The 23,533-nt window shown below is 66.6% G+C and carries 23 protein-coding genes, 1 tRNA gene and 1 pseudogene; 12 read left to right on the forward strand and 13 right to left on the reverse strand.

Going from position 1 to position 23,533, the window contains the following annotated elements:
• Positions 1 to 163 precede the first annotated feature (163 nt).
• Positions 164 to 478, forward strand: a complete 315-nt coding sequence (locus ACVT6V_RS12390; protein WP_489900045.1) for an FmdB family zinc ribbon protein — start codon at positions 164 to 166, stop codon at positions 476 to 478.
• A 405-nt stretch (positions 479 to 883) separates the two neighbouring features.
• On the opposite strand, the gene ACVT6V_RS12395 is transcribed toward ACVT6V_RS12390, so the two are convergent.
• The gene (locus tag ACVT6V_RS12395; RefSeq protein ID WP_489900046.1) at positions 884 to 1,453 is read right to left on the reverse strand and encodes a 5-formyltetrahydrofolate cyclo-ligase; all 570 of its coding nucleotides are present in this window, start codon (positions 1,451 to 1,453) and stop codon (positions 884 to 886) included.
• A gap of 112 nt (positions 1,454 to 1,565) precedes the next feature.
• On the opposite strand from ACVT6V_RS12395, the gene ACVT6V_RS12400 reads away from it, so the two are divergent.
• From ACVT6V_RS12400 to ACVT6V_RS12415, 4 genes are all read left to right on the forward strand, one after another.
• Positions 1,566 to 2,522: a UTP--glucose-1-phosphate uridylyltransferase gene (locus ACVT6V_RS12400; protein WP_489900047.1), complete on the forward strand. Its 957-nt coding sequence runs from the start codon at positions 1,566 to 1,568 to the stop codon at positions 2,520 to 2,522.
• A 364-nt stretch (positions 2,523 to 2,886) separates the two neighbouring features.
• On the forward strand, positions 2,887 to 4,191 hold the full coding sequence (glp, locus tag ACVT6V_RS12405; RefSeq protein ID WP_489900048.1) for a molybdotransferase-like divisome protein Glp: 1,305 nt from the start codon (positions 2,887 to 2,889) through the stop codon (positions 4,189 to 4,191).
• Between the two features lie 21 nt (positions 4,192 to 4,212).
• Positions 4,213 to 4,869, forward strand: a complete 657-nt coding sequence (locus ACVT6V_RS12410) for a GNAT family N-acetyltransferase (protein ID WP_489900050.1) — start codon at positions 4,213 to 4,215, stop codon at positions 4,867 to 4,869.
• Positions 4,870 to 5,067: 198 nt separating this feature from the next.
• A complete protein-coding gene (locus ACVT6V_RS12415) occupies positions 5,068 to 6,432 on the forward strand; it encodes a gephyrin-like molybdotransferase receptor GlpR (RefSeq protein WP_489900051.1) in 1,365 nt (454 codons plus the stop codon).
• Positions 6,433 to 6,525: 93 nt separating this feature from the next.
• Here ACVT6V_RS12415 and eutC read toward each other — a convergent pair whose 3' ends face one another.
• From eutC to eat, 3 genes are read right to left on the reverse strand one after another with little or no spacing between them, the layout of a single operon-like run.
• Positions 6,526 to 7,305 (reverse strand): ethanolamine ammonia-lyase subunit EutC, encoded by a 780-nt coding sequence (gene eutC, locus ACVT6V_RS12420; RefSeq protein WP_489900052.1) that lies wholly within the window; start codon positions 7,303 to 7,305, stop codon positions 6,526 to 6,528.
• Positions 7,302 to 8,705, reverse strand: a complete 1,404-nt coding sequence (locus ACVT6V_RS12425) for an ethanolamine ammonia-lyase subunit EutB (protein ID WP_489900053.1) — start codon at positions 8,703 to 8,705, stop codon at positions 7,302 to 7,304. The genes eutC and ACVT6V_RS12425 overlap by 4 nt, the downstream gene beginning before the upstream one ends.
• Positions 8,702 to 10,126, reverse strand: a complete 1,425-nt coding sequence (eat, locus tag ACVT6V_RS12430; RefSeq protein WP_489900054.1) for an ethanolamine permease — start codon at positions 10,124 to 10,126, stop codon at positions 8,702 to 8,704. Before eat ends, ACVT6V_RS12425 begins: the two co-directional genes overlap by 4 nt.
• A 209-nt stretch (positions 10,127 to 10,335) precedes the next feature.
• Here eat and ACVT6V_RS12435 point away from each other — a divergent pair, with 209 nt between their 5' ends.
• Positions 10,336 to 11,793, forward strand: a complete 1,458-nt coding sequence (locus ACVT6V_RS12435; RefSeq protein ID WP_489900055.1) for an APC family permease — start codon at positions 10,336 to 10,338, stop codon at positions 11,791 to 11,793.
• A 4-nt stretch (positions 11,794 to 11,797) separates the two neighbouring features.
• Positions 11,798 to 12,535 carry an IclR family transcriptional regulator gene (locus tag ACVT6V_RS12440; RefSeq protein ID WP_489900056.1) on the forward strand — a complete coding sequence of 246 codons (738 nt, stop codon included), beginning with the start codon at positions 11,798 to 11,800 and terminating at the stop codon, positions 12,533 to 12,535.
• Between the two features lie 42 nt (positions 12,536 to 12,577).
• Here ACVT6V_RS12440 and ACVT6V_RS12445 read toward each other — a convergent pair whose 3' ends face one another.
• Positions 12,578 to 13,345 (reverse strand): hypothetical protein, encoded by a 768-nt coding sequence (locus ACVT6V_RS12445; protein WP_489900057.1) that lies wholly within the window; start codon positions 13,343 to 13,345, stop codon positions 12,578 to 12,580.
• A 279-nt stretch (positions 13,346 to 13,624) separates the two neighbouring features.
• Between ACVT6V_RS12445 and ACVT6V_RS12450 the strand changes: the two genes are divergently transcribed.
• From ACVT6V_RS12450 to ACVT6V_RS12460, 3 genes are all read left to right on the forward strand, one after another.
• Positions 13,625 to 13,697: transfer RNA gene (locus ACVT6V_RS12450), tRNA-Ala, on the forward strand.
• 448 nt (positions 13,698 to 14,145) lie between these two features.
• Positions 14,146 to 14,451, forward strand: coding sequence for a nucleotidyltransferase family protein (locus tag ACVT6V_RS12455; protein WP_489900058.1), 306 nt, complete (start codon positions 14,146 to 14,148; stop codon positions 14,449 to 14,451).
• Positions 14,435 to 14,800: a HepT-like ribonuclease domain-containing protein gene (locus ACVT6V_RS12460; RefSeq protein ID WP_489900059.1), complete on the forward strand. Its 366-nt coding sequence runs from the start codon at positions 14,435 to 14,437 to the stop codon at positions 14,798 to 14,800. Before ACVT6V_RS12455 ends, ACVT6V_RS12460 begins: the two co-directional genes overlap by 17 nt.
• A 645-nt stretch (positions 14,801 to 15,445) precedes the next feature.
• On the opposite strand, the pseudogene ACVT6V_RS12465 reads toward ACVT6V_RS12460, so the two are convergent.
• The 4 genes and pseudogenes from ACVT6V_RS12465 to ACVT6V_RS12480 form a co-directional block, all read right to left on the reverse strand.
• Positions 15,446 to 15,538 (reverse strand): annotated as a pseudogene (locus ACVT6V_RS12465) (acyl-CoA thioesterase); the annotation flags it as partial.
• 23 nt (positions 15,539 to 15,561) lie between these two features.
• Positions 15,562 to 16,386: a formate/nitrite transporter family protein gene (locus ACVT6V_RS12470; RefSeq protein WP_489900061.1), complete on the reverse strand. Its 825-nt coding sequence runs from the start codon at positions 16,384 to 16,386 to the stop codon at positions 15,562 to 15,564.
• Positions 16,387 to 16,577: 191 nt separating this feature from the next.
• Entirely contained in the window at positions 16,578 to 17,783 is a 1,206-nt protein-coding gene (locus ACVT6V_RS12475) for an arylsulfotransferase family protein (protein WP_489900062.1), read from the reverse strand.
• A 144-nt stretch (positions 17,784 to 17,927) separates the two neighbouring features.
• Positions 17,928 to 18,134, reverse strand: a complete 207-nt coding sequence (locus ACVT6V_RS12480) for a hypothetical protein (protein WP_489900063.1) — start codon at positions 18,132 to 18,134, stop codon at positions 17,928 to 17,930.
• A 99-nt stretch (positions 18,135 to 18,233) separates the two neighbouring features.
• Between ACVT6V_RS12480 and ACVT6V_RS12485 the strand changes: the two genes are divergently transcribed.
• Positions 18,234 to 19,139 (forward strand): LysR family transcriptional regulator, encoded by a 906-nt coding sequence (locus tag ACVT6V_RS12485; RefSeq protein WP_489900064.1) that lies wholly within the window; start codon positions 18,234 to 18,236, stop codon positions 19,137 to 19,139.
• 10 nt (positions 19,140 to 19,149) lie between these two features.
• Here the strand turns inward: ACVT6V_RS12485 and ACVT6V_RS12490 are convergent, their stop codons facing one another.
• Entirely contained in the window at positions 19,150 to 20,013 is an 864-nt protein-coding gene (locus tag ACVT6V_RS12490; RefSeq protein ID WP_489900065.1) for a metallophosphoesterase, read from the reverse strand.
• Positions 20,014 to 20,097: 84 nt separating this feature from the next.
• Entirely contained in the window at positions 20,098 to 20,595 is a 498-nt protein-coding gene (locus tag ACVT6V_RS12495; RefSeq protein ID WP_489900066.1) for an FBP domain-containing protein, read from the reverse strand.
• A gap of 462 nt (positions 20,596 to 21,057) precedes the next feature.
• On the opposite strand from ACVT6V_RS12495, the gene ACVT6V_RS12500 reads away from it, so the two are divergent.
• Positions 21,058 to 22,449, forward strand: coding sequence for a DEAD/DEAH box helicase (locus ACVT6V_RS12500; protein WP_489900067.1), 1,392 nt, complete (start codon positions 21,058 to 21,060; stop codon positions 22,447 to 22,449).
• Between the two features lie 30 nt (positions 22,450 to 22,479).
• Here ACVT6V_RS12500 and ACVT6V_RS12505 read toward each other — a convergent pair whose 3' ends face one another.
• Together ACVT6V_RS12505 and ACVT6V_RS12510 are read right to left on the reverse strand one after the other, a co-directional pair.
• A complete protein-coding gene (locus ACVT6V_RS12505) occupies positions 22,480 to 22,800 on the reverse strand; it encodes an AzlD domain-containing protein (protein ID WP_489900068.1) in 321 nt (106 codons plus the stop codon).
• Entirely contained in the window at positions 22,797 to 23,528 is a 732-nt protein-coding gene (locus tag ACVT6V_RS12510; RefSeq protein ID WP_489900069.1) for an AzlC family ABC transporter permease, read from the reverse strand. Before ACVT6V_RS12510 ends, ACVT6V_RS12505 begins: the two co-directional genes overlap by 4 nt.
• Positions 23,529 to 23,533 lie beyond the last annotated feature (5 nt).

The raw sequence follows: 23,533 nt of genomic DNA on the forward strand, positions 1-23,533 counted from the left end.
CCTGCATGGTCAGAGGTTTGCCAAGCCATTACTTTCTCATGACTTTCACAGGTATGCAGGGTTGCCGTGAGGTGCGAGCGCGCGGTCGGCTGGCACTCGGAATGCCGGAGTGCCAAGATCGGTTACACTGTGCAACGATTCACTAGTCTTCCGGAGGTTGTCGGTGCCCACCTATTCGTATGCATGCACGGAGTGTGACAACAAGTTCGACATCGTTCAGTCGTTCTCCGACGACTCGCTGTCCGAATGCCCGGAGTGCTCCGGCCGCCTGCGCAAGCTGTTCAACTCAGTCGGCATCGTCTTCAAGGGCAGCGGTTTCTACCGCACCGATTCGCGGTCGGCGTCGTCGTCGAGCGAGAGCTCCTCGTCCTCGTCGAGCGACAGCTCATCCTCGAGCAGCTCGTCGAGTTCGTCCTCGTCGGAGTCGACCAAGTCCGAGAGCAAGCCCGCCGCACCGGCGGCCGCCGCCTCGGCCTGACACACCGACTTTCAGTTCGTCCGTCGGTTCTCCGCTCGTCCGCGTGATATTTCGCACGGACGAATGCAGATCCGGCGGACGAACTTGTCTACAACTGGCTTAGCTGTGGATAACCGCTGCTCGTGGGGTCTTTCGCGGTGGGTGGGCGGGCATCGTCGCGGCCGTGGACGACCTGCGACCTGACCCAATAGATCCCGCCGCGGACGTTGCGATCCATCGGGCCGATGCGCTGAGCGCCGGCATCACCGACCGTGACCTGGCCCACGCCGTCAAGCGCAAACAGGCGAGCCGTGTCTGGCAGGGCGTGTCTACCTGCCGTCCCGGTCCGACGATGCACATCGCGAAATTACCGACGGACGAGTAAGGAACCCGCGGACGAACCAGCATCCGCGGACCGGGCGCGGCTCAGCCGAGCTGACGGAAGCCGGCGTCGGGGGTCAGCGCCCACCCGACACGGACGTCGTGCGGTGCGGACGGGAGCGACTCCACGACCTCGTCGTCGTACACCATCGCCACGGTCTCGCCCAGGAGGCCGGTCAGCGTCCGGTCGTAATATCCGGCGCCTCGGCCGAGTCTGGTGCCCGACTTGTCGACCGCGTAGGCGGGCACGATGATCACCGATGCGGCGGCCACGGCATCGGGACCGAGGCGGTCGCCGGTCGGCTCCAGCAGTCCCCATCGGCCACGTGTCAGAGAGTCCGCGCCGTCGTAGCGCACCCAGTCCAGGGCCGTCGGTTCACCGGCGGGTACCACCGGGACGAGAACTGTGACGCCGCGATCGGCGAGGGCATCGAGCAAGGCGGGTGAACCGGGTTCCGAACCGAAGGGTACGTAGGCCGCCACCGTCACGTCGTACTCGAGACGAAAGGGTGCCGAGTACATCCATTCGGCCAGATCCGCGGCGGCCTTCTTGCGGACCGCGATCGGGCGGGAGACCCGTCGTTCTTCGAATTCCGCACGTAACCGACGTTTCATCGTCCGCACCCGACCGCCTTCGTATCGTCACCCGTGTCTGTGAGCAACCGCACGCAGGAATGTGAAGTTTCTCCAACAGGATCTTGGCAGAAATCGCCACTAGGGTGTTCCCATGAACACCAGCGACGTGGGCAAGAATACCGACGCGTTCACCGAGTACTCGTCGGTGCCCAACACCCCGCCGATCCCGCGAACCGCCGTGGTGCCCGCTGCCGGGCTGGGCACCCGTTTCCTGCCGGCGACCAAGACCGTCCCCAAGGAACTGCTGCCGGTCGTCGACACCCCTGGCATCGAACTCGTCGCGGAGGAAGCCAAGGCGGCGGGAGCCGAGCGGCTGCTGATCATCACCTCGCCGGGCAAGGACGGCGTGGTCGCGCACTTCGTCGAGGACCTCGTCCTGGAGAACACCCTCGCCAAGCGGGGCAAGGCGGCCATGCTCGCCAAGGTGCGCAAGGCGCCGTCGCTGCTCGAAGTGGCGTCGGTGGTCCAGGACAAACCGCTCGGACTCGGCCATGCGGTCGGTCGTGTCGAGGAGTACCTCGACGACGACGAGGACGCCGTCGCCGTCCTCCTGCCCGACGACCTGGTGCTGCCGGGTGGCGTGCTCGAGGTGATGGCGCGCACCAGGCAACGGCGCGGCGGCTCGGTGCTGTGCGCGATCGAGGTCCCCCCGGACCGGATCAGCGCCTACGGCGTCTTCGACGTCGAGGCACTGCCCGACGCCAACAACCCCAACGTGATGCGGCTGAAGGGGATGGTGGAGAAGCCGAAGGCCGAGGATGCGCCCTCGAACCTGGCTGCCGCCGGCCGATACATCCTGGACCGCAAGATCTTTGACGCGTTGCGACGGATCAAGCCGGGCACCGGCGGTGAGTTGCAGCTCACCGATGCGATCGCCCTGCTCATCGAGGAAGGCGAGCCCGTCCACGTCGTCGTGCACCGCGGCACCCGCCATGACCTCGGTAACCCCGGTGGTTACCTCAAGGCGGCCGTCGACTTCGCGCTCGATCGGGATGACTACGGTCCCGACTTGCGCGAATGGCTGGAGAAGCGGCTCGCCGAGGGGTGACGGGCCCTTCGTGACGCTCGCGAGCTCGCTCCTCAGGGGCCGGGGGGTGACGCCTGTTCCTACGGGCAGGGCGTGACACCCGTTCCTCCGGGGGGGTGGTGACGCCTCTTCCTCAGGGGGCAGGGCATCACACCCGTTCCTCCGGGGGGTGGTGACGCCTCTTCCCCAGGGGCAGGGCGTGACACCCGTTCCTCCGGGGGGTGACGCTTGTTCCTCAGGCAGAGTGACCCCCGGTCGGCAGAGGCCGAGGGTCCAGCCCGTTCCTCAGGGTCGGGGCCGGCGTCAGCGCGCCTCGGTCAACCTTGGACCCGCGACGGCTAACGTCTAGTCCAAGTCTGTCAGCAGAGATGGGGCGAGAGGTGAGATGCGTTCGGTCGAAGATCATCTGACCCGGGTGACCGCCGCTGCGGTCGCACCGCGGCCGGTCCGGGTGGCGATCTCAGAGGCGCAGGGCCTGATGTGTGCTGAGGAGGTCGTCACCGAGCGGCCGATGCCAGGTTTCGACCAGGCGGCGATCGATGGATACGCAGTGCGTGCCGTCGACGTCGATCTCGCCGGAACCATCGCCCCCGACGACATCGAGGACTTCGACGCCGGTGGGGCAGATCTCGCCGATCTCACCGCCGGCGAGGCGATGATCGTGCAACTGCCCGTCGTCGGCGAGGTGGAACCCGGGGCGCGGACACCCACCCGTCTGCAGCCGCGGCAGGCGGTCCGGGTCGAGACCGGTGCCCCGATGCCCACGCTCGCCGACGCCGTCGTACCGATGCGGTGGACCGACGGCGGCGAGCAGAAGGTCAAGGTCGGCCATGCCGTCGACAGCGGCGACTACGTCCGCAGGGTCGGCGACGACGTGCAACCCGGTGATGTGGCCGTCCGTGCGGGATCGATCATCGGGCCGGCACAGGTGGGCCTGCTCGCCGCGGTGGGGCAGGCCCGGGTCATGGTGCATCCACGACCACGACTGTCGGTGATCTCGATCGGCAGCGAACTCGTCGACATCGACCGATCCCCGGGCCCGGGACAGATCTACGACGTCAACAGCTATGCACTTGCCGCCGCCGCGCGGGACGCGGGTGCCGACGTCAATCGGGTGGGGATCGCCGAACGCGAGACCTCCCGGATGCGGGAAGTGGTTGAGGCGCAGCTGATCAGATCGGAGATCGTGGTGATCTGCGGTGCGGTCGGCGGCGCCGCGAGCCGCGCCGTGGTGGAAGCCCTGAGTGACCTGGGAGAACTCGAGATCGTCCGGGTCGCCATGCATCCCGGGTCGGTGCAGGGCTTCGGCAGGCTCGGCCGCGACGAGGTGCCGACGTTCCTGCTGCCGTCCAACCCGGTCAGTGCGCTGGTCACCTTCGAGGTCATGGTGCGTCCGTTGATCCGGATCGCGCTCGGCAAACGTCAGCCCATGCGACGGGTCATCACGGCGCGCACCATCGGACCGATCGCCTCGGTGCAGGGCCGCAAGGGCTACTTGCGCGGTCAGCTGATGCGCGACGAACGTTCGGGTGAGTATCTGGTCCAGGTGATCGGTGCGTCTGCGACGGGAAGCTCACACCTGCTCGCCGAGCTCGCGGAGGCGAACTGCCTGATCATCGTCGAACCCGACGTGGAGGAGCTCGGGACCGGTGACGAGGTCGAGGTGGCATTCCTGGCGCAGCGGGGTTAGTGCACACATAAACTCGGATCCGTGTTGAGGTGGTTGTCTGGGGCGCAGATCAATCCGGGTTGGCCCGCGAATCTCGGTCCGCTGCGTACGCAGGCGGGAGCGGTGGGATTGCGGCCGGTGCGCCTGCGGGATGCGAAGGTGTGGAGTGAGCTGCGGATTCGTAACCAGAACACGCTGCTGCCCTGGGAACCCACGGGCATCGGGTCATGGGCCGAACGCCACCACCCGACGGCGTGGCCACCGCTGTATTCCGTCCTGCGCTCGGAGGCCAAACGGGGGACGGTACTGCCCTTCGTGATCGAACTCGACGGCGTGTACATCGGTCAGCTCACCGTCGGCAACATCCAGCGTGGTGCGGTGCGTAGCGCGTGGATCGGATATTGGGTCGACGCCAAGCACGGTGGTCAGGGAATCGCCACCGCCGCAGTGGCTTTGGGCGTCGACCACTGCTTCGGGCCGGTCGGACTCCATCGACTTGACGCGACGGTGCAACCGGCAAACGTGGCGTCGCAGGCGGTGCTCACGAAGATCGGCTTCCGCCGCGAGGGCCTGCTCGAGCGGTACATGGACGTCAACAAGCGCTGGCGCGATCACATACTGTTCGCCATCACGGCCGAAGAAGTGGTCGGCAGCGCCGTCGAGACGCTCGTCCGCGCCGGACGCGCATCGTTCCACTGATCACGGCCGCCGCAAAGAGTGGGCTGACAACACGGCTGAGCGTCCGCATTGCGTCATGGCTCGTCGCGTGGGCCTGAGAGCGGCCTATGAATTCGCGCAATGTCGCCGACGACCGGCGCGTCTGCGCTGGCCGCGACTATCTCGGCCCTAGATTGTGAGGTGGCTTCGTGTAACCAGAGTGAAAGAAGGGAGAGTCGCATGCCGAACTCAGTCTTGTGGGTCTGCCTCGTGGCCGTATGGCTTTTCGTGCTGGTTCCGATGGTCATCAAGGGTCGACCGCAGATGCGGAAGACGACAGACGCGGTCAAGGAGACGCGTTTGTTGCACCGCGGCGGCACCCGCACCCACACCGCACGCCGACGGTCTGCGGGCGCACATCCGCACGATCCTTCGTGGAAGTCCGAGCGGGCGAAGCGTTCGACGCGGGCATCGGCGACCGCCGTCCTCGACGAGGACGATGCCACGACCTCAACGGATTCCGACGAGACCTCGACCGGCGACGACTCGACCGAGCAGACGACGGTTCGGCGGGCGACCGGCGCTGCGGTGAACGCGCCGGCCACCGATGAGGCGGACAACGTCGACTCTGCGGGCATGGTCGACGCGGACACGGTCGACACCGAGCACCCCGACTCGGAGTCGCGGGACGCTGCCGACGAGTCCGACAGCGGCACCGACATGGACGACGTCGACGACGAGATCACCGTCGACGACGAGATCACCGTTGACGGCGAATTCGTCGATCCCGAGCGTGACGATGTGGAGGATGATCTCGGCGACGTCGAGGACGCCGAGATCGCGACCGCCGAGGAACTCGAGGCCGACGATCATGGAGCCGAGCTCGCCGACGGAGCCGACGAAGATCTCGACGACGACTACGAGGATGACCTCGAGGACGAGTACGAGCTCGACGACGAGTACGACGATGACGTCGACAGCGAATATGACGCAGACGAATATGACGCAGACGAGTACGAGGCCGACGACGAGTACATCGACGACTACGACGAGTACGAGTCGGCGACCGCCCGCGATGCGGATGACGAAGTCGATGCCGAGGACGCGGAGGAGCAGGAGCCCCAGGTCGAGGAACGGGCGCCGTCGCGCCGTCGGCGGACCGCCTATTCCCCGGATGCCAAGCGCTCCGAGATGCGCTACCGCGAGCGTCAGCGGGTGCTGATCGCGCTGGTCATACTGCTGATCGGCGCCGCGGCGTCGGGAATCTTCCTCGGACTCGCCGGCTGGGTCGCCACCGGTGTCATCGGCTTTGTGTTGCTGACCTACCTCGCCTATCTGCGGCGCAGTGCTGCGACGGAGCAGCGTATCCGTGCTCAGCGCGCCGCCCGCGCGCGCCGTGCGGAGCGGGAACGCGCCGAACGGCGACGTCGTGCAGAGGCCGTCCCCGAGTTCGCTGCCGCGCCGCCACCACCTCGGCTGCGCCGCCCGGGGGGCGCGACCATCTTGGAGATCGACGACGAGGACCCGGTGTTCGACCACCTTCCGCCGTTCCAACGGCGCCGCATGATGCGCGAGGACGACGGATTGCGCCGAGTCGCCGGCTGACCGACGTCAAGCGGCCACATCCCGAGCGAGCATGGGTCCCGACACGCACGGTGTCGGGACCCATGCTGCGTCAGCGCCGGCTCCGTCGGCAGATCAGCTGATCTCCCGGTCCTGCGAGCCGGGCTCCAGCGGAGCACTCGAGGTGTCCTTGAGTGCCACCCCCGACGCCCCGAGCCGCCTGGCGCCGACGATCAATCCGCGGGTGATGCGCGCGGCGTCGGTGTAGCCCAATCCGTCCGGCGGATGGATGTTGGAGATGCAGTTGCGTTCGGAGTCGCGGCGCCCCGGACGCGGGCGGTAGGTGACGTAGATGCCGAGGCTGTCGGCCACTGACAGGCCTGGTCGCTCACCGATGATCATCACCAGTGTCTCGACGTCGAGAGCCGCGCCGATGTGATCGCCGAGGGCCACGCGGGCGCTGCTCGCGAGCACGGGTGGGGCGACAGACATCCCGTCCAGTGCATTCACGAGTGCGCCGACCAGGGCCACCGCGTGGGTGTCGACCGCCGTCGCCGACAGCCCATCCGCCACCACGACGCCGACATCGGCACCCGAGGCCGACAGCGTCGACAGATCTTTGGGGAGGCGGCCGAGATCGGGACGTCGCAGATACTCTGCTCGGGACGACGCCCTGCTGCTCACCGTCGCCGCAGGGCCCAGGCCGAGTCCGGACAGTCGCTCGACGAGGTTGTCGACGGCCATGGGTGCGTGCACCGCGTCGCGGGCCGCGGCGTGGGCGCTCTGGAACTCGAGTACCTCGGTGGTCGACACCGAGGACCCGCTGCGCCGCAATCCGATTCGGGCCTGGGTGGAGCGCCGTAGTGCGGCCCAGGGATCGGCGACGACTGCCTCCTGCTCGTGCGCGCCGCTCATGACGCCAGACTCCGAAGCGGCGATGCCGTCGGGTCCATCGGCAGTACCCGCCCCGCGCCGTCGGCCATACCGACGCGCTGCATCCAGGCCTCGAACTCCGGTGCCGCCCGCAGGCCCATCACGTCGCGCAGGTAGAGGACGTCGTGGAACGCCAGGCTCTGGTAGCCGAGCATGATGTCGTCGGCGCCCGGCACGGTGATGACGAACGCGACACCGGCGAGTCCGAGCAGACTCAGCAGTGAGTCCATGTCGTTCTGGTCGGCTTCGGCGTGGTTGGTGTAACAGACATCGACACCCATCGGCAGGCCGAGCAACTTGCCGCACAAGTGGTCTTCGAGGCCCGCCCGGATGATCTGCTTGCCGTCGTAGAGATACTCGGGCCCGATGAACCCGACGACCGTGTTGACCAGCAGCGGGTCCAGGACTCGTGCCAGACCGTACGCCCTGGTCTCCAGCGTCTGCTGATCCACCGGGTGACCACCGGTGCCGAGGTGTTCGCCGGCCGACAGCGCCGAACCCTGACCCGTCTCCAGGTACATCACGTTGTCGCCGACGGTGCCGCGGTGCAATGACCGTCCGGCCTCGTTGGCCTCACGCAGCAGCGCGACGTCCACCCCGAACCCGCGGTTGGCGCCCTCGGTGCCCGCGATCGACTGGAACACCAGATCCACCGGGACACCGCGGTCGATCAGGTCGACGGTCGTGGTGACGTGCGACAGTACGCAGGACTGCATCGGGATGTCGAAGCGCACCCGCACCTCGTCGAGCAACTCCAGCAGGGTGGCGGTCGCGTGCGGCGAGTCGGTGGCCGGGTTGATGCCGACCACCGCATCGCCTGCGCCGAGCAGCAACCCGTCCAGCAACCCGGCGGCGATCCCGCGCGGGTCGTCGGTCGGATGGTTGGGCTGCAGTCGCGTCGACAGTCGGCCGGGCAGTCCGACGGTGGTGCGGAAGCCGGCGGTGACCTCGATGCGCCGTGCGATCGCGATCAGATCCTGATTGCGCATCAGCTTGGAGACCGCCGCCACCATCTCCGGGGTGAGTCCCGGGGAGATGGCTCGGATCTGTTGACCGCCAAGCGGTTCGGTGGCCCGCTCCAGCAGCCAGTCGCGCAGGCCGCCGACGGTCAGGTGCGCGAGGGGCGCGAACGCCGCACGATCATGTCCGTCGATGATCAACCTGGTGATCTCGTCGGTCTCATACGGGACCAGCATCTCTTCGAGGAACACCGTCAACGGCAGGTCCGCGAGTACCCAGGCGGCGGCAGCGCGTTCGGCATCCGACTCGGCGGCGCAGCCGGCGAGCTCGTCGCCGGATCGTGCGGGCGTGGCCTTGGCCATCACCTCGACGAGAGTGCCGAACCGGTACGAGTGTCCACGGATGGTCTGGGTGTAGGTCACGACAGTCCCTCCTCGGCCTCGGCGATCGCGGCGAATTCCTCGTCGGCGGTGGCGAACACGAGGCGTTTGCGGCTGAAGAGGGCGAAGTAGGCCAGGAACAGGGCGAACACGATGACGCAGCCGATGGCGGCCTTGACGTCGACGAGGAAGGTCGCGACCACGGCGAGCACGGCGACCACGAGCGCGAACCCGGTGGTCACGATGCCGCCCGGAGTGCGGTACGGCCGCGGCAGGTCGGGTTGGCGCACCCGCAGCACGATGTGGCTGACCATCATCAGCACGTAGCTCAGCGCCGCACCGAACACGGCCATGTTCAGCAGCATCGCCCCCTCGCCGGTCAGCGACAGGATGAACCCGATGACGCCGGGAACGATCAGCGCCAGCGTCGGCGACTTGCGGGAGTTGGTCACCGACAACGACTTCGGCAGATAGCCTGCCCGCGACAGGGCGAACAGCTGGCGCGAGTAGGCGTAGATGATCGAGAAGAAGCTCGCGATCAGACCGGCCAGGCCGATGTAGTTGACGACGGTCGCGACGGTGCCGCTGCCCAAGGCCTCGACGAGCGGGTTACCCGACTCCTGCATCGCCGCCACACCGCCGGCGCCGGGTACGAGGAACAGCACCAGCGCACAGGTCACGACCAGAACGGTCATCGCGGCGATGATGCCGCGGGGAACGTTGCGCGACGGGTCCTTGGCCTCCTCGGCGGCCAGGGGCACACCCTCGACCGCGAGGAAGAACCAGATGGCGAAGGGGATGGCCGCCCAGATTCCCAGGTAGCCGTGCGGCAGGAACGCGCTCGCACCGGCGGCGTCGGTGGGGGTGATGTCGACGAGGTTGGACCAGGAGAAGTGGCCGATGGCACCGATCGCGAAGATCAACAGGCCGACCAGGGCGATCGCGGTGATCACGAACATCACGCGCAAGGCCTCGCCCACGCCGGCGATGTGGATGCCGATGAAGAGCGCATACACCGCCAGGTACACCCACCACCCGTCGGTGATGCCGAACAGCCCGAGCGATTCGACGTAGGCGCCGATGAACGTGGCGATCGCCGCGGGCGCGATCGAATACTCGATGAGCACCGCCGTCCCGGTCGCGAACCCGCCCCAGGGGCCGAGTGCGCGGCGCGCGAACGTGTAGCCGCCGCCCGCCGCGGGCAGCGCCGACGACATCTCGGCCATGCCGAGGACCATCGCGATGTACATGGCAGCGATGACGACGGCGGCGATCGCGAGACCACCGAAACCGCCTTGGGCGAGGCCGAAGTTCCAGCCCGAGTAGTCGCCGCTGACGACGTAGCTCACGCCGAGGCCGGCCAGCAGGACCCAGCCGGCGGTGCCCGTCTTCAGTCGTCGCTTGTCCATGTAGCCGGAATCGGGTGGGGCCGCCGCGGTGGTGGCGGGGTCGATGCGCGTCATGCTGTCTCCTTCAAGGAATCGGTGACGTGCGGCGTCGTTGCCGACGGTGTGGTGACGCAAGAAAGGCTAGGCACGCCGGATGACTGTGTGATCTCGCTCACGTTTCGCGACCCGAGAGAATCGGCGAGAGAATTTCTCAACCGCGTTAACGTGGATGTAACACAAGGATGCGGCGTGGACATCGCGGATCGTCCACTCTGAAACGCGCCATGACATCGCGCCCGCAGCTCTACGTCGAGCAGTCCTCGGTGGCCGGACTGTCGCGACGGCAACTCCCATTCATACCTGTGTTCGCACAATCCGTCGCGGCCATCGCCCCGGCCGGGACGTCGGCGGTCACCCCGTTGTTCGTCATCGCCGCGATCGGCGGACTCGGCGGCATCGTGTCGTTCACCACGGCGCTGCTGGTGGTCCTGCTGGCCGCGTCGTGTATCCGGCCGATGGCGCAACGCATCGCCGTGGTGGGCGGCCTGTACTCCTATGTCGCACTGGGACTCGGGCCGCGGGTGGCGCTACCCACCGCGTGGTCGGCGATCGTCGGGTACGGGTCGGTCAGCATGGCCGGCCTGCTCGCCGTGGGTCTTTATCTCGGGCACATCGCCGTCAGTATCGGGGTCGCGGCATCGGTGCCGTTGGTGACGATGACGATCATCATCGTCGTGAGCGCCGTTGCGACCTGCGTCCTGATGGTTCGGGGCATCAAGGTGTCGGCGGCGGCCACGCTCATGATCGAGATCGTCGCGGTGGTCATCATGGTCGGGTTGATGGTGGCCGTGGGGATCGCCCACTGGGATGCGCCGTGGTCGCAGGTGTTCGCCGCAAAGGGCGACTATCACGAGTACGGGCTGAGCACCATCGTTGCCGTCAGCGCGTTCGTGGGTTTCGAGAGCGCGACGACGTTGTCATCGGAGGCGCGCAAACCATTCCTCTCGGTCCCGCGCACCTTGCGTTGGACCCCGGTGGCAGCCGGCGTGATCTACCTCCTGGCCGTCATCTCGCAGTCGGTGGCGATGTTTGGGGCGAGTCCCGAGATACGGTCGAGCAGCACGCCGCTCGCGGCGCTGTTCCTCTCCGAGGGCTCCCGATTCGCCTCGGTGATCCTCGACATCGGGATCGCCACCTCGTTCTTCGCCTGTGCTCTCGCGTCGGTGAACGCGCTGGTCCGTGTGCTGTTCTGCCTCGGCCGCGAACGGGTCGCGCCGGCCGCGTTCGGGCGGGCCCACACGCGTTTCCACACCCCGGCGGTGGCGGCGATCGTGGCCATGACGGTCGTGGCGGTCGGGCCCCTGGTATTCCTGTGGTGCGGTGGCGATCCGGAGGCGGGTATCCGCGACTTCCTGACGCTCAGTGCCCTGGGCTATGGGGGGAGCTACCTGTCCGCCTGCCTGGCCTCACCCGCGCTACTGCGGGCGATCGGCGAGCCGAGTCGTCGCATCGCGGTATCGGCCGTGACCGCGGCGCTCATCCTGGCGGCCCTGCTGATCGGTTCGGCTTTCGCCGGTATCGGACACAGCACGGTGCTGTTCCTCGTGTACGCGTCGACCATGGTGGTCGCCATTGTCGCCGTGGTGGCGATCGCGCGGCTCGCGCCCCAGCGGCTCGAGCGCGTCGGCGTCTTCGACGAGACGCGCCGCGGGGATGTCCTCACCACGGCGACCTTGAGGTGAGTCGGTGGCGATAGGCAGGGGCGAGAAGCCCGACGCGGTCGCGCGGTCGTTGCAGATCATCGAGGCGGTGGCCGATTTCGGTCTCGGCACCACCGCGAAGGAGATCGCGGATCGCCTGCGCCTCCCACAGGCGACGACGTACCGACTGCTGAATTCGCTGGTCGCCGAAGAATTCCTGGTCCGCACCGCCGATCTGCGCGGATTCGGTCTGGGCGCGCGACTGGGTTCGATGGTCGATGCGGCCAGCACACCGATCGTCAACGCCACCGCGCGGGCACATGTCGAGGAGTTCCGTGCAACCGTTCGGTTCGGGGTGCACCTCGTGCACTTCCGGCCGGAAAGCGTTCGGCTGCTCGATGCCGACCCCGACCACCCGTTCTACGGTGAACGCGACCTGATGCGATATCCGCACGCGTCGTCCGCGGGCAAACTGCTCCTGGCCTCGATGTCGCGGTGGCGTGACGTGGTCCGGCCACCGCTGGCCGCCCTCACCGTGCACACCCTCGTCGACATGCCCGACCTCGCCCGGGAGATCGACGACGTCCGGCGTACCGATCTCGCACGCGACGTCGGCGAGCTCGTCCCGGAGCAGGCAAGCGTCGCGGTCCCCGTCTACGACATCACCGGCGAGGTGCGTGGCGCGGTGATGGTCACCGGTGTCGCGAACCGGATCGACGTCCTGGCGGGATTGGCACCCGGATGCCGTGAGCTGGCGACGACGCTGGGTTCGCTTCTGTACTGACGTTGGGTGCGCTTCTGTGCTGAGGCGGCGGCCCATCGCGATTCACCCGGCCGGTGCCGCGGTGACGGCAGCCGGATGATCGACGATCCATCGCCGTCCGAGCTTCGCCGCCCGGGACAACGCGAATCGCTCGCCGACGTAGGTGACCGGGGCGCCGAGGATCGGGATGTAAGCGAGAGCACGGAACGGGAAGATCGGCTGGGGTCGGCGCTCGAACTCGTTCGTCAGGCTGCGCAAGGTGGAGGCGGTGTCCCATATTGCGCCGATCAGGGTCCGATGATGCTCGGTGGTGTCGTCGGCGGGTGTCGTGGCGGGATCGGTCGGCGCAAGGTTGCTTGAGGCGCCGGTGACCTTCAGGTCGCGGCCGCACAGCACGGATGCCAACAATTCGACCTGACCCGACCGCTCGGTGACGCCGTATTCGCGGGCGACCGCGACCAGCACCATGGCCTGGTTGGCGAAACCGAGCACCGACGCGAGAGGTAGTCGGCGCGTCCACGCCCCGAACAATCCGGGATAGGCCACGGCGATGGTGTTCACCGTGCCGATCCGGTTGACCCACCAGTCGGCGCGGCTGTTCATCGACCGCTCCGTCCACCCCTTCGTTCCCGGCCAGTCCGCGAACTCGAGACCGTTCGCAAGCAGATGCAGGGCATGCTGCACCGGTGAGCCGTCGTGCGAATCGTCGTGAAACGTGTGCTTCTTGAGCCCGAGAGGGTCGCGCGTCGCGAGAGTGTCGAGCACCGGGGTGATGCCCGCAACCGCCCGATCGAGCACCGCCGCGACCTGCGCATCCGACATGTCAGCCATCACCCGAGGCTATGCGAAAATCACCGTCGCGACGCGCGTCGGCGACCTGGGTGGGCGGTTGGCGAGATGACCGGGCAGAACTGCTTGTGGTGTGTCACCGACATAGGTGACCCGTATCCGGTGGAGCGATCGGCGATCTGGCAAGGCGGAGGAGGGAGCAATAGCGGCGCTATCGTGACCGACGACAACGCAGCCAGGCGTCGATCGGACGCCGGAGACGAGTTGCCTATTTCCGAGACGCACCACTAAAGTGGCCAACGGTCGATCTGATGGTCGCCCGGGGCTATGGCGCAGTTGGTAGCGCGACTCGTTCGCATCGAGTAGGTCAGGGGTTCGATTCCCCTTAGCTCCACAGATCGGACAGGCAAAGGTCCTTCCTCGAATTATCTACACCGATGCTGTTCTCTGGGAAGCTGAATCTTCCTGGCCCCTGATCGCGTGCTGCTGATCTGGACGGTAGGCGTGGCTGTGGTCGCTGGGTGACGAAAAGTCCAGCGAGCCCTATCGACGTCTGGTGGCCGAGGCTGAATGAGCAATCCGATCGGTTGTCGTGAACAACCTATGATCACCCCTCGCGCCGTACACGCTTGGTGAGATTGCTCGCCTTGGTGGCCCGTCGACTGATGGCACCTCGTACTTCTTCCTCACCGATGGCGAATGGTATTTGCCGCCGGAGGCAGTGCACTGGCTGCCAAGCAGCGGCGAGTTCGGACGGCTGGCGAGACCTGTGCAGCCAGATCCGCGCGCGGCGTCCTTCCGACGCTCGTGGCCGAAGCGGTGAATCTGGAACACTGAACTCCATGACCGCCGCGATCCCTCTCGACGCTGAAGCGATCGCTGCTGTGTGCGTGCGGCATGGGGTCGAGCGGTTGCGAGTCTTCGGTTCGGTACTAACCGACCGCTTCGATCCCGGCCGGAGCGACGTCGATTTCTTGGTGGAGTTCAAGAGCGGCCGCGAGAACGTGTTTCATGACTATTTCGACCTCAAGGCTGCGCTTGAACAGATCGTTGGGTGCAATGTCGATCTCGTCGTGGCCAATGCGGTGAAAAACCCTTATGTCGCCAAGTCCATCCTCGACGGAGCCGAAGATGTCTACGCGGCCTGACAACCGATCGGCCGCCTATATCTGGGACGCGCTGACCGCCGCGCGAAACGCGCGGTTGATCCTCGCCGAGGTCTCACTCGATGGCTACGCCGGTAACCTACTTTTGGAGTCTGCGACCGAGCGTCAAATGGAGATCATCGGAGAGGCCCTTCGCAACCTTCGGAGAGTCGATGAGGATATGGCTGGTCGAATACCGCACGTGCACAAGATCATTGGCAAGCGCAATGTCCTTGTGCATGGTTATGCACAGGTAGACAGCTCGATTGTTTGGACAGCCGCGACGATGGATGTGTCGGAGCTGATACCGGTGCTGGAGGCACTGCTTGGCCAGTTCGAGAAGGAGCTGTAGCTTCACCAGCCTGGACGCGGCCGCAGTCGGATGCCGCGACGCTTGCGGACATTGCCGATTGTGGCGTGGGAGACGCCGAAGTGGACGCCGAGCCACCCAGTGACCTGCCCTCGTCGTAGAGTGGGCGGCTTCGCTGATTTGTTTATCGGTGAGGGCTTGGCGGCGGAGTGGAACACCCTGCTCGCGGAGGATGGGGGCAACGCGAGTCTTGGATAATCCGTAGCGCGTGCCGATGTTTTGGGTGGACTGGCCGGTTTCGTAGGCCTGCGCGATCTCGGCTGTGTCTTCGGCGGTCAGGGAGCGTCTGGAGCGCGGCGGAGGGGTGTCGGAGTTAGCCTTGGGCGACCTGCGTGGCGTCGATACGATCCGTTCTCGCGGGTCACGCCACTTTCTTGACATGTGCGCAAGGTTCGAGTTTCTTCGGATTGCCTCCACCAGAGAAAAGCCCAGTGCAGGGCAGTATTCGGTAGTCAGAAGGGCGAGGGCTTGTTCCCGGCGGCCCTGTCCCGCAGTAGTTCACCTCGAGGGCCCGAATCTCGTTCACGGGCACCCGCTACGAGGTCGAGATCACAGGTCGCCCCGGCGAAGCGTCGTCCTGCTCGACGGTCTCCGGAACAGGGTGGTACCTCGTGAGTACGCCGACGGGATGGGTTCGCGGAGGATCACCCGGTCCACCGAGAGTGTGACCGCGTAACGACGGAAGTACCTGCTTGCGCGGACGTGGGCGTCTTCGTCGAGCTCGTCGACGACCACGATCGTGGTCACCCCTCGCTGTAATTGCCGTCCCGGCGCTCTTCTTCGACGAGCTCCTTCGTCCGGAGGAGCCGGAGCGCCGTCACCAGCACGACTCCGCCGACGATGTTGAACAGCACCGCGTACCAGAACCATCCGAGCCAATCGAGGTAGCTGACGTCGGCACCCGTGAAGATGGCGCCGAAGATCAGCAGCGAGTCGAGAACCGAGTGGAACAGTTGGAGACCTGCAAGCAGGAACGCCGCACCGACGCACGCAATTATCCGTGCGACGGGTGAATCGGTGCCCTGTTGCATTCGGGTCAGCAGGGTCATCGTGCTCCCGCCGAGCACCGCCAGACAGATGGATTGCAGATTGAGGGGGGCATTCACAAAGTGCTCGGCCGATTCGGCCAGCGTCGAACTCCACTCGGGATACGCGCGGGTCACGATCCACATCATGATCGCGCCACCGACCAGATTGGCTGCGAGGGTGCCGCTCCACAGCTTGGCCAGGTCACGAATCCTGCCGTCCCGTGCCACGACTGCCGTGATGGGCATCAGGAAGTCTTCGGTGAACAACTCACTGTGCGCGAGGTAGATGGCGATGAGTCCGATGGAGAACGCCAGGCCGGCCAGAAGGTGATTTCCAGTCTGGTCGAGCACGGCCAGCATCGCCATGATGCCGACCGACACCTCTATCCCGCCGAAGAGGCCGGTGACGATGACGGCGCGTCCTGTGCGGTGCAGGCGTTCGGCACCTTCGGTGACCACGGCCTCGAAGCTGCGCTCGAGTTCGTCTTCGACGGGGCCGTCGTTGCGTCCGATACGCCGTCGCTGTGCGTCGTCACTCATCACTGCCTACTCATCGAAATGCGGAGTCTGTTGTGTCGCCGCCATTTTCTCGGCAACTCCTGTCGGAGGTCACAGGGTCGATCGTAGGAGACTCACCTGCTTGTATGTTCGTTCCCGACTTCTCGGTTCGTCCACCGCGAGGGGGAACGAACCGAGAAGTGGAGGATGAACGGTCGGCGACGGTGAATCCGTCAAGGCCAGTCGCCCAGGAACGCCCGGTACGTCCCGATCGGCAGCGTGGCCTCGTAGACGAGTTCGCCCGAGGGGGAGAACTCTGCGATGTGCGGCGACGACCCCCAGCTGCCGAAGACGCCGCCGTTGGCCAAGCTCTGGGCGTTGCCCATCGCCAAACTCGCGAGACCGACCGGATGTGTTGTGGCGCGGACCAGGCGCGCTGTGCGTCGTGCCGGATCGATCCTGATCCACTTGATACTCGAGTTGCCGAGCTGGGTGTTGCCGGCCTCGTTGTTGTCGAACACGCGGATCGTGTGGGCGTCGGTGAACTCGGCGTCATGCTGCCCGGCGATGGAGGTCCCGGGACCCATGGCGAGAGTTGGGTGTTTGCCGCCCAGCCGCCATTTCACCGCCCCCGTGTGGATGTCGACGTCGTAGACGGCATCGAGATTCCGGAACGAGATGAGCAGGTCTCCGGAAGGATCGAGCGAGACCGAGTTCATGTGAAACGCGTCGTAGCCGGTGCTGCCTGTCCCGAGGGGCATCGTCGATTCGGTCAGCGGGATGTGGGCGCGCGCTGACCAGTGCATCAGTGCCTTCCCGGACGCGACGTCGACCACCGAGGCGACGCAGTCGTACACCGTGCCGTTGCGTGGCCCGCCGACCGCGGTGAGGTCGGCACGGACCGGCACGTAGGAGATGATCAGGGCGCGCCCGTCGGGTGTGAGCCGGAACTCATGGAGGTCTGACGTCATTCCGGCGCCCGCCCTGACCGTCTTGATGATGCGGCCGCGGGTGTCGGCGATGTAGTGCACGCCCAAGCCGATCCCCTTGGACAATGGTCCGCCGCCCTGCCACCAGGTGAGCACCTTGCGGCCCCGGTAGGTCTGGGGGCGGAAGTCGGCGATCTGCTGACCGTCCGGCGGGGTGTAGCGCCACACTTCGCGTCCGGACTTGTCGGCGATGATGGCGGCCGGTCGGAGCTGGGGCAAGGCGGACGTGTCGATCGGGATCGGGAGCGCGACCGCCATCCCGGTGGTGTAGAAGACATAACCTGGGTGGCTGTTCGGTTTGTTGATCCAGGCGGTGTACCACGGCGTGCCATAGGGCAGGGTGGGCTCGGCGGTCGCCACCGGAGTGAAGCCGGTCGAGATCCCGACAATCCCCGCCATCAGCAGCGCGGCTCCGATGATCCGTCCACGCAGCCGAGTCTTCTTCCGCATCGTGTCCTCCCTACCGGGCACTGCAGGGACGCGTCGTCGACGTGACCGTAGTCGCCGGCAGGCCTCAACAGGGCCGAATCGGGCTGACGCGGTGTTCGGTGAAGCGTCGGTCACCGGCTCGCCGCAGGGGCCGACGGTCCGACATCACGATCCGTGGCCGATCGAGTACGTCTGCTGCAGGCGTCGGACGTGTTCGCGAACCTCGTAGAGTTCTCGCCGGGCGGTCACCAGATGGTGGTGCGTGACGCCGGGCTTCTCGAGCTGATCGACCAGATCGTCGGCGACGCGCTCGAGTTCGACGATCAAGATCATCGCCTGGGCTCGGGCGACCTCGTCGATATCACTGCCCACGGCGTACATCGTACGGACACAAAGTGTTCACCGTGAGGCAATGCCGATCAGTCGCGAGCCGTGTCATAACCGATGTGACAAGCCGTAGCAAGGGCGGACATGGAACTCCGACATCTGAGATCGTTCATCGCGCTCGCCGAGGAAAGACACTTCGGGAGGGCCGCGGCGCGTCTGCACATCACCCAACCCTCACTCAGCGCCCAACTGCAGAAGCTCGAGCGCTCGTTGGAGGTGACCTTGGTGATTCGTGACTCCCATCGGGTCGAGTTGACCGGCGCCGGCATCGAGTTCGCCGAGCGGGTGCGCACGATCCTCACCGACCTGGACACGGCGATCGAGGCCACGCGATCGACGGCGGCCGGCACGACGGGTTCGTTGAAGATCGGTTACAACCTCCCGGCCGGTCGTCATGTGTTGCCCGCGGCCCTGCGCCTGCTCGATGGGAGTCATCCCGAGATCGTGGTGTCGCTGTGGGAGAAGCGTAGCGGCCCGCAGGTCGCCGCCGTCGTCGACGGATCGCTCGACGTGGCATTCGTGTATGGGCGGCCCGTGGGACGCCACATCGGTTCGCAGCGGATCCTCTCGAAGGTGCCGATCGTGGTGGTGGTCGGCCGCTCCCATCCCTGGGCCGGGCGATGGACGGTGCGGTGCGCCGAACTCAGCTCCCAACACTGTCTGCTCTCTGCGCGCGACCAGTGCCCGGCCATGTACGACGCTCTTGTGTCGTCGGCAGCCGAGGCGGGTGTATCGCTCTCGGTTGCGCAGACTGCCGATGACCCCGGTGGGACCGGACAGTTGGTGGCGGCTAAACCGCTTGTCGCCTTTGCATCTCGGTCGCGCGCGATCGCGGAGGGCATGGGCACCGCGGGAGCCGCAACGGTGGCCATCAAGCTCATCGACCCGATCCCGACCGTTGATCTCTACATGGCCTGGTCGGTCCGGTCGACCAATCCGGCAGTCGGGAAGTTCCGTGACTGTGTGTCGACCGCCACCGACGGGAGTTGACGTGACCCCGTCACGGGCGGTTCGGGGTCAGCTCCCGGAGTCGCTCGAGCACAACGGATTGCGGCTCGTCGTATACATCGTCGACATCGACGACATCGATGGCGGTGGCCACCGCACGGTCACCGAAGAAGTCGATCCGGCTCAAGCCGAATCCGAACCTTGCGCGGTGCCGCCCGGTCGGTGGCGCCGGATCGGTGCGATACGACAGTGGCGGGCCGATCCACACCGGGATACCCGCGATCACCGAGGCCCCCGTGTAATGCGCATGACCACACACGATCATGCGCACGTCAGAGCCGGCGATCACCGACGCGAGAGCGCCGGGGTTCCTCAGCCGCAACAAGTCGACCGTCGGTATCGGTGACCGTATCGGCGGGTGGTGCATCACCAGCATCGTTCCGCTTTCTGCCGCATGCGCGAGATGCTTGTCGAGCCAGGTTAATTGGACGTCGCTGAGTGCGCCGTCGTGTCTGTCGGGCGTGGTGGTGTCGAGCACGATCACCCGTAGTCCGCCGATCTGGTGCACGGCGTCATATGGGATGGTGGGATCCACGGCACCGTTGCGGCCCAGCCCCAGCCCGGTACGAAACGCCGCGCGATCGTCATGATTGCCCATCGCGTAGCAGATCTCGGCGCCCAGTCGCTCTGCGGTCGGCTCCAGCATCACGCGGAGTTCGCGGTAGGCGCCGACCTCACCTGTGTCGGCGATATCTCCGGAGACCACGATCGCATCGACGTGGTGTCCGAAGGCGTCGAGGTGCGCCAACGTCCTCCGCAGATTGAGTGCGGGGTCGAGTCCGGGGCGAGTCCCGGGACCCGAGCCGGTCAGGTGTGTGTCGCTGAGTTGGATGACGGTGGACGTGGGGCCGGTCATGCACTCAGTCTGATCCGACCGGTCGACCGACCCGCCGGCGATAGCGATCGTCGATCGTGTGATCGCCATCGCCAGGGTGGTCGGTCAGGCCGATCGTCGGCCGAGCACGCGCGCCGCGAATCCCTGGGCGCGGTTCTGCAGCGACTCGATGCGCAGCGCACGGATCGCCTCCGGGTCGTCTCCGGCGAAGATCGCCGACGGACGTACCCGCACATTGGCGCAACACTCGAAGTTCGAGCAGACGAGGGTCCCCACGGTGTCGCCGTTGCGCCCGGCGGCCCCGGCCAGTTTGGCGCTGTAGAACGCGACCTCGTTGGGGAGTTGGACGTCCTCGCAGAACGAGCACTGCGGGCGCCTGCGCGGCTGACGCCCGCCCAGGCGGAGCATGATCCCGACGGGTGCGTCCTCGGCCGGCACGATCAGGTAGCCGACCAGCGGCAGCTTCGGATCGCGCCAGCCGAGGAAATCCAGTTCCTCCCAACGGAGTTCGTCGAATCCGGCGGGTAGTGTGAGTGAGTTGCGTTCGCGCAGCGTCGCATTGACGAACGATTTACGGATCTGTGGTTCAGACAGGGAATGCATCAGTGTTCAATGACCTTGCGTCGTCGTGATCAGGGCAGGACTAAGACCGACACGGTCGCGATTGCGACACTCGTGTCGGTCGGGGCGGGGTCGTCAGTTGTCGGCGTGCGCGACGCCGACAACCTCCCCACGCCCTGCGGGCAACGGCAAGACTGCATGCACGCATGGCATCGTGCCCAGGCGGCCCGGTGCTCGTCAACCGGATTCGCGGCGAGTCGGATATCGCATGATCTCCGTCACCCTGTTTGGCCACATCGCCGCCCATCGCGTAGCGTTGGACTCAATTGATGCACCGAAGGGTGCCGTCAACGCGTCGTAGAACGCTTCTTCGACAGGCCAGTCAGCGCCTGCTCTTTGACTTCGTACGGCGAACGAATACGCACAGATGCGTCTTCGCCATCGACACCTTGCAGGGCCGGATCGTTTCCGCTGCCGCGTGTCCACTACAGAAAGACACGGACCTTGTCCCTCACCTTTGCTTCCCTCGGCGTGCCCGCCGAACTCGTCGACGTTCTTGCCGCCGAAGGCAAGACCGAACCGTTCCGCATCCAGGCGGACACCCTCAAGGACACTCTGGCCGGCGACGATGTCATCGGCTCGGGCAAGACGGGCTCGGGTAAGACCCTTGCGTTCGCGCTTCCGCTGGTCGCGGGGCTCGCCGATCTCAAGGTGACCCGCCGGCCGGGCGCCCCCACCGGCCTCGTGCTGGCGCCGACCCGTGAACTCGCGACCCAGATCGCCGCGGTCATCGCACCGCTGGCCCGCGCGATGAACCTCACCGTCACCACCGTGTTCGGCGGCGTCAGCCAGAAGCGGCAGGAAGATGCCTTCCGCCGTGGCGTCGACATCGTCGTCGCCTGCCCCGGACGCCTCGAGGACCTGATGCAGCAACGCATCGTGCGCCTCGACGACGTCGAGATCACCGTGCTCGACGAGGCCGACCACATGGCCGATCTCGGCTTCCTCCCGGGTGTCACGCGCATTCTGGCGGCCACCCCGCGTGACGGGCAGCGGATGCTCTTCACCGCGACACTCGACAACGGCGTCGACAAGGTTGCCAAGCGCTTCCTCGACAACCCGACGGTGCACTCCACCAAGGAGACCACGGCACCCGTCGAGATGACCCACCATGTCTTCGAGGTCTCGCCCGGTGACAAGAACGCCCTCGTCCGCGAGCTGGCATCGGGCCAGGGACGCCGCATTCTCTTCATGCGCACCAAGCATCAGGCCAAGAAGTTGGCCAAGAAACTCACCGATGAGGGCATCCCCGCCGTCGACCTGCACGGCAATCTCAGCCAGGCGCAGCGGGACCGGAACCTCAAGGCGTTCGGTGGCGACGACGTGAAGGTGCTCGTCGCGACCGATGTCGCGGCCCGTGGTGTCCACGTCGATGACGTGCAGCTCGTAGTGCACGTCGACCCGCCGGCCGAACACAAGGCGTACCTGCATCGTTCGGGCCGTACCGCGCGTGCGGGCAGCAGCGGCGACGTGGTCACCGTGTGCCTTCCGGAGCAGCGCCGGGACCTCGCCGGACTTCTGCGTCGAGCCAACATCAAGGTTGCCCCGACCCGCGTGGCGTCGACCTCGCCTGAGGTCGACACGCTTGTCGGTCCGCGCGCCGAGTTCGTCGCGCCTGCGCCGAGGACCGAGCAGCCTCGCAATACGCGACCTGCTCAGCGTGGTGGCCAGGGCCGTGGGGGACAGGGCGGCCGTGGCTCGAACGGTGGCCGTGGCTCGCGTTCGCAGGGCGGACGCGGTTCCGGGCACACCTCGGCGGCCGGTCAGTCGCGAGACGGATCGTCGTCGCGCCGCCGTCCGCAGCGTCGCCGCGCCACCGCGGGTACGGGCGCCTGATTCATTCCTGACGGTCCGGTCGGCGTGCGCTCACGCCACGCCGATCGCCCGCAGGCCGGCCGCCACAGCGGCGGCCAGCAGGACCACGACGACCAGCGGCGCCTTGCACAGTGCGGCGATCACACCCGCGGCCACTCCGGCCGGGCGTGCCCAGCCCGTGAAATCGTGGCCGACGAACAACGCCCCCGTGGCCGCAACACCCACCAGCAGTACGATCGCGGCACGATCCATCAATGCCGCCATGTCCGGACCCACCTCGTGACGGCTGCGTAGGGCCGGCCCCGCCAGACGGATCAGATACGTACCGACGGCCAGCACGGCAACGCCGGTGAACAATCCGGCCCCGCTCACCGGGCCACCTCGGGCTGCCGTTCCTCGACCGCGGTCGGACGCTCCGACGCCGATGCACGGCGGCGCCGGATGACCTCGACGACGAGCACGCCGATCAGAGCGAGCATGATCGGCACTCCCGCGGGCAGGAACGGCGCGGCCGCCACCGCGATGCCACCGCCGACCAGGGCTGCGGCCAGAGTGGTCCCCTCACGCAACGCGGGCAGTGCCAGCGCGGCGAGCAGTGCCGGGAACGCCGCGTCGAGACCGAGCGACTCGGGGCTCGCGACCAGGCCGCCGATCGCCGCACCCAGCACCGAACCCAGCGGCCAGGTGATCAGTACACCGACACCGCAGAGGAAGAACACCGCCCTGGCCCGACGAGAGTCGGGTTCGGCACTCGCGATCGCGGCAGATTCGTCGTTGATCAGATGCGCGCCCAGGGCCAGTGGCAGTCCGCGCCCGAGATGCCGACCCACCGATAGTCCGTAACCGAAGTTTCGTGTGTTCACGAGCAGTCCGGCGAGCGCGGCGACGATCGGGGCGCCACCGCCCGCAATGATGCCGACGAACACGAATTCCGACGATCCGGCGAGCACGACGGTGGCGATCAGCAGGATCTGCCACCATGCGAGTCCCGCGGTGTGCGCAGCCACTCCGTAGGACATTCCGATCACCAGGATCGATGCACTCATCACCACGACGGCGCGGACCGTCGACGATTCCAGTGTTCTCCAAAACGAACGCATGGCCA

The organism is Gordonia sp. LMA167 (assembly GCF_058130025.1).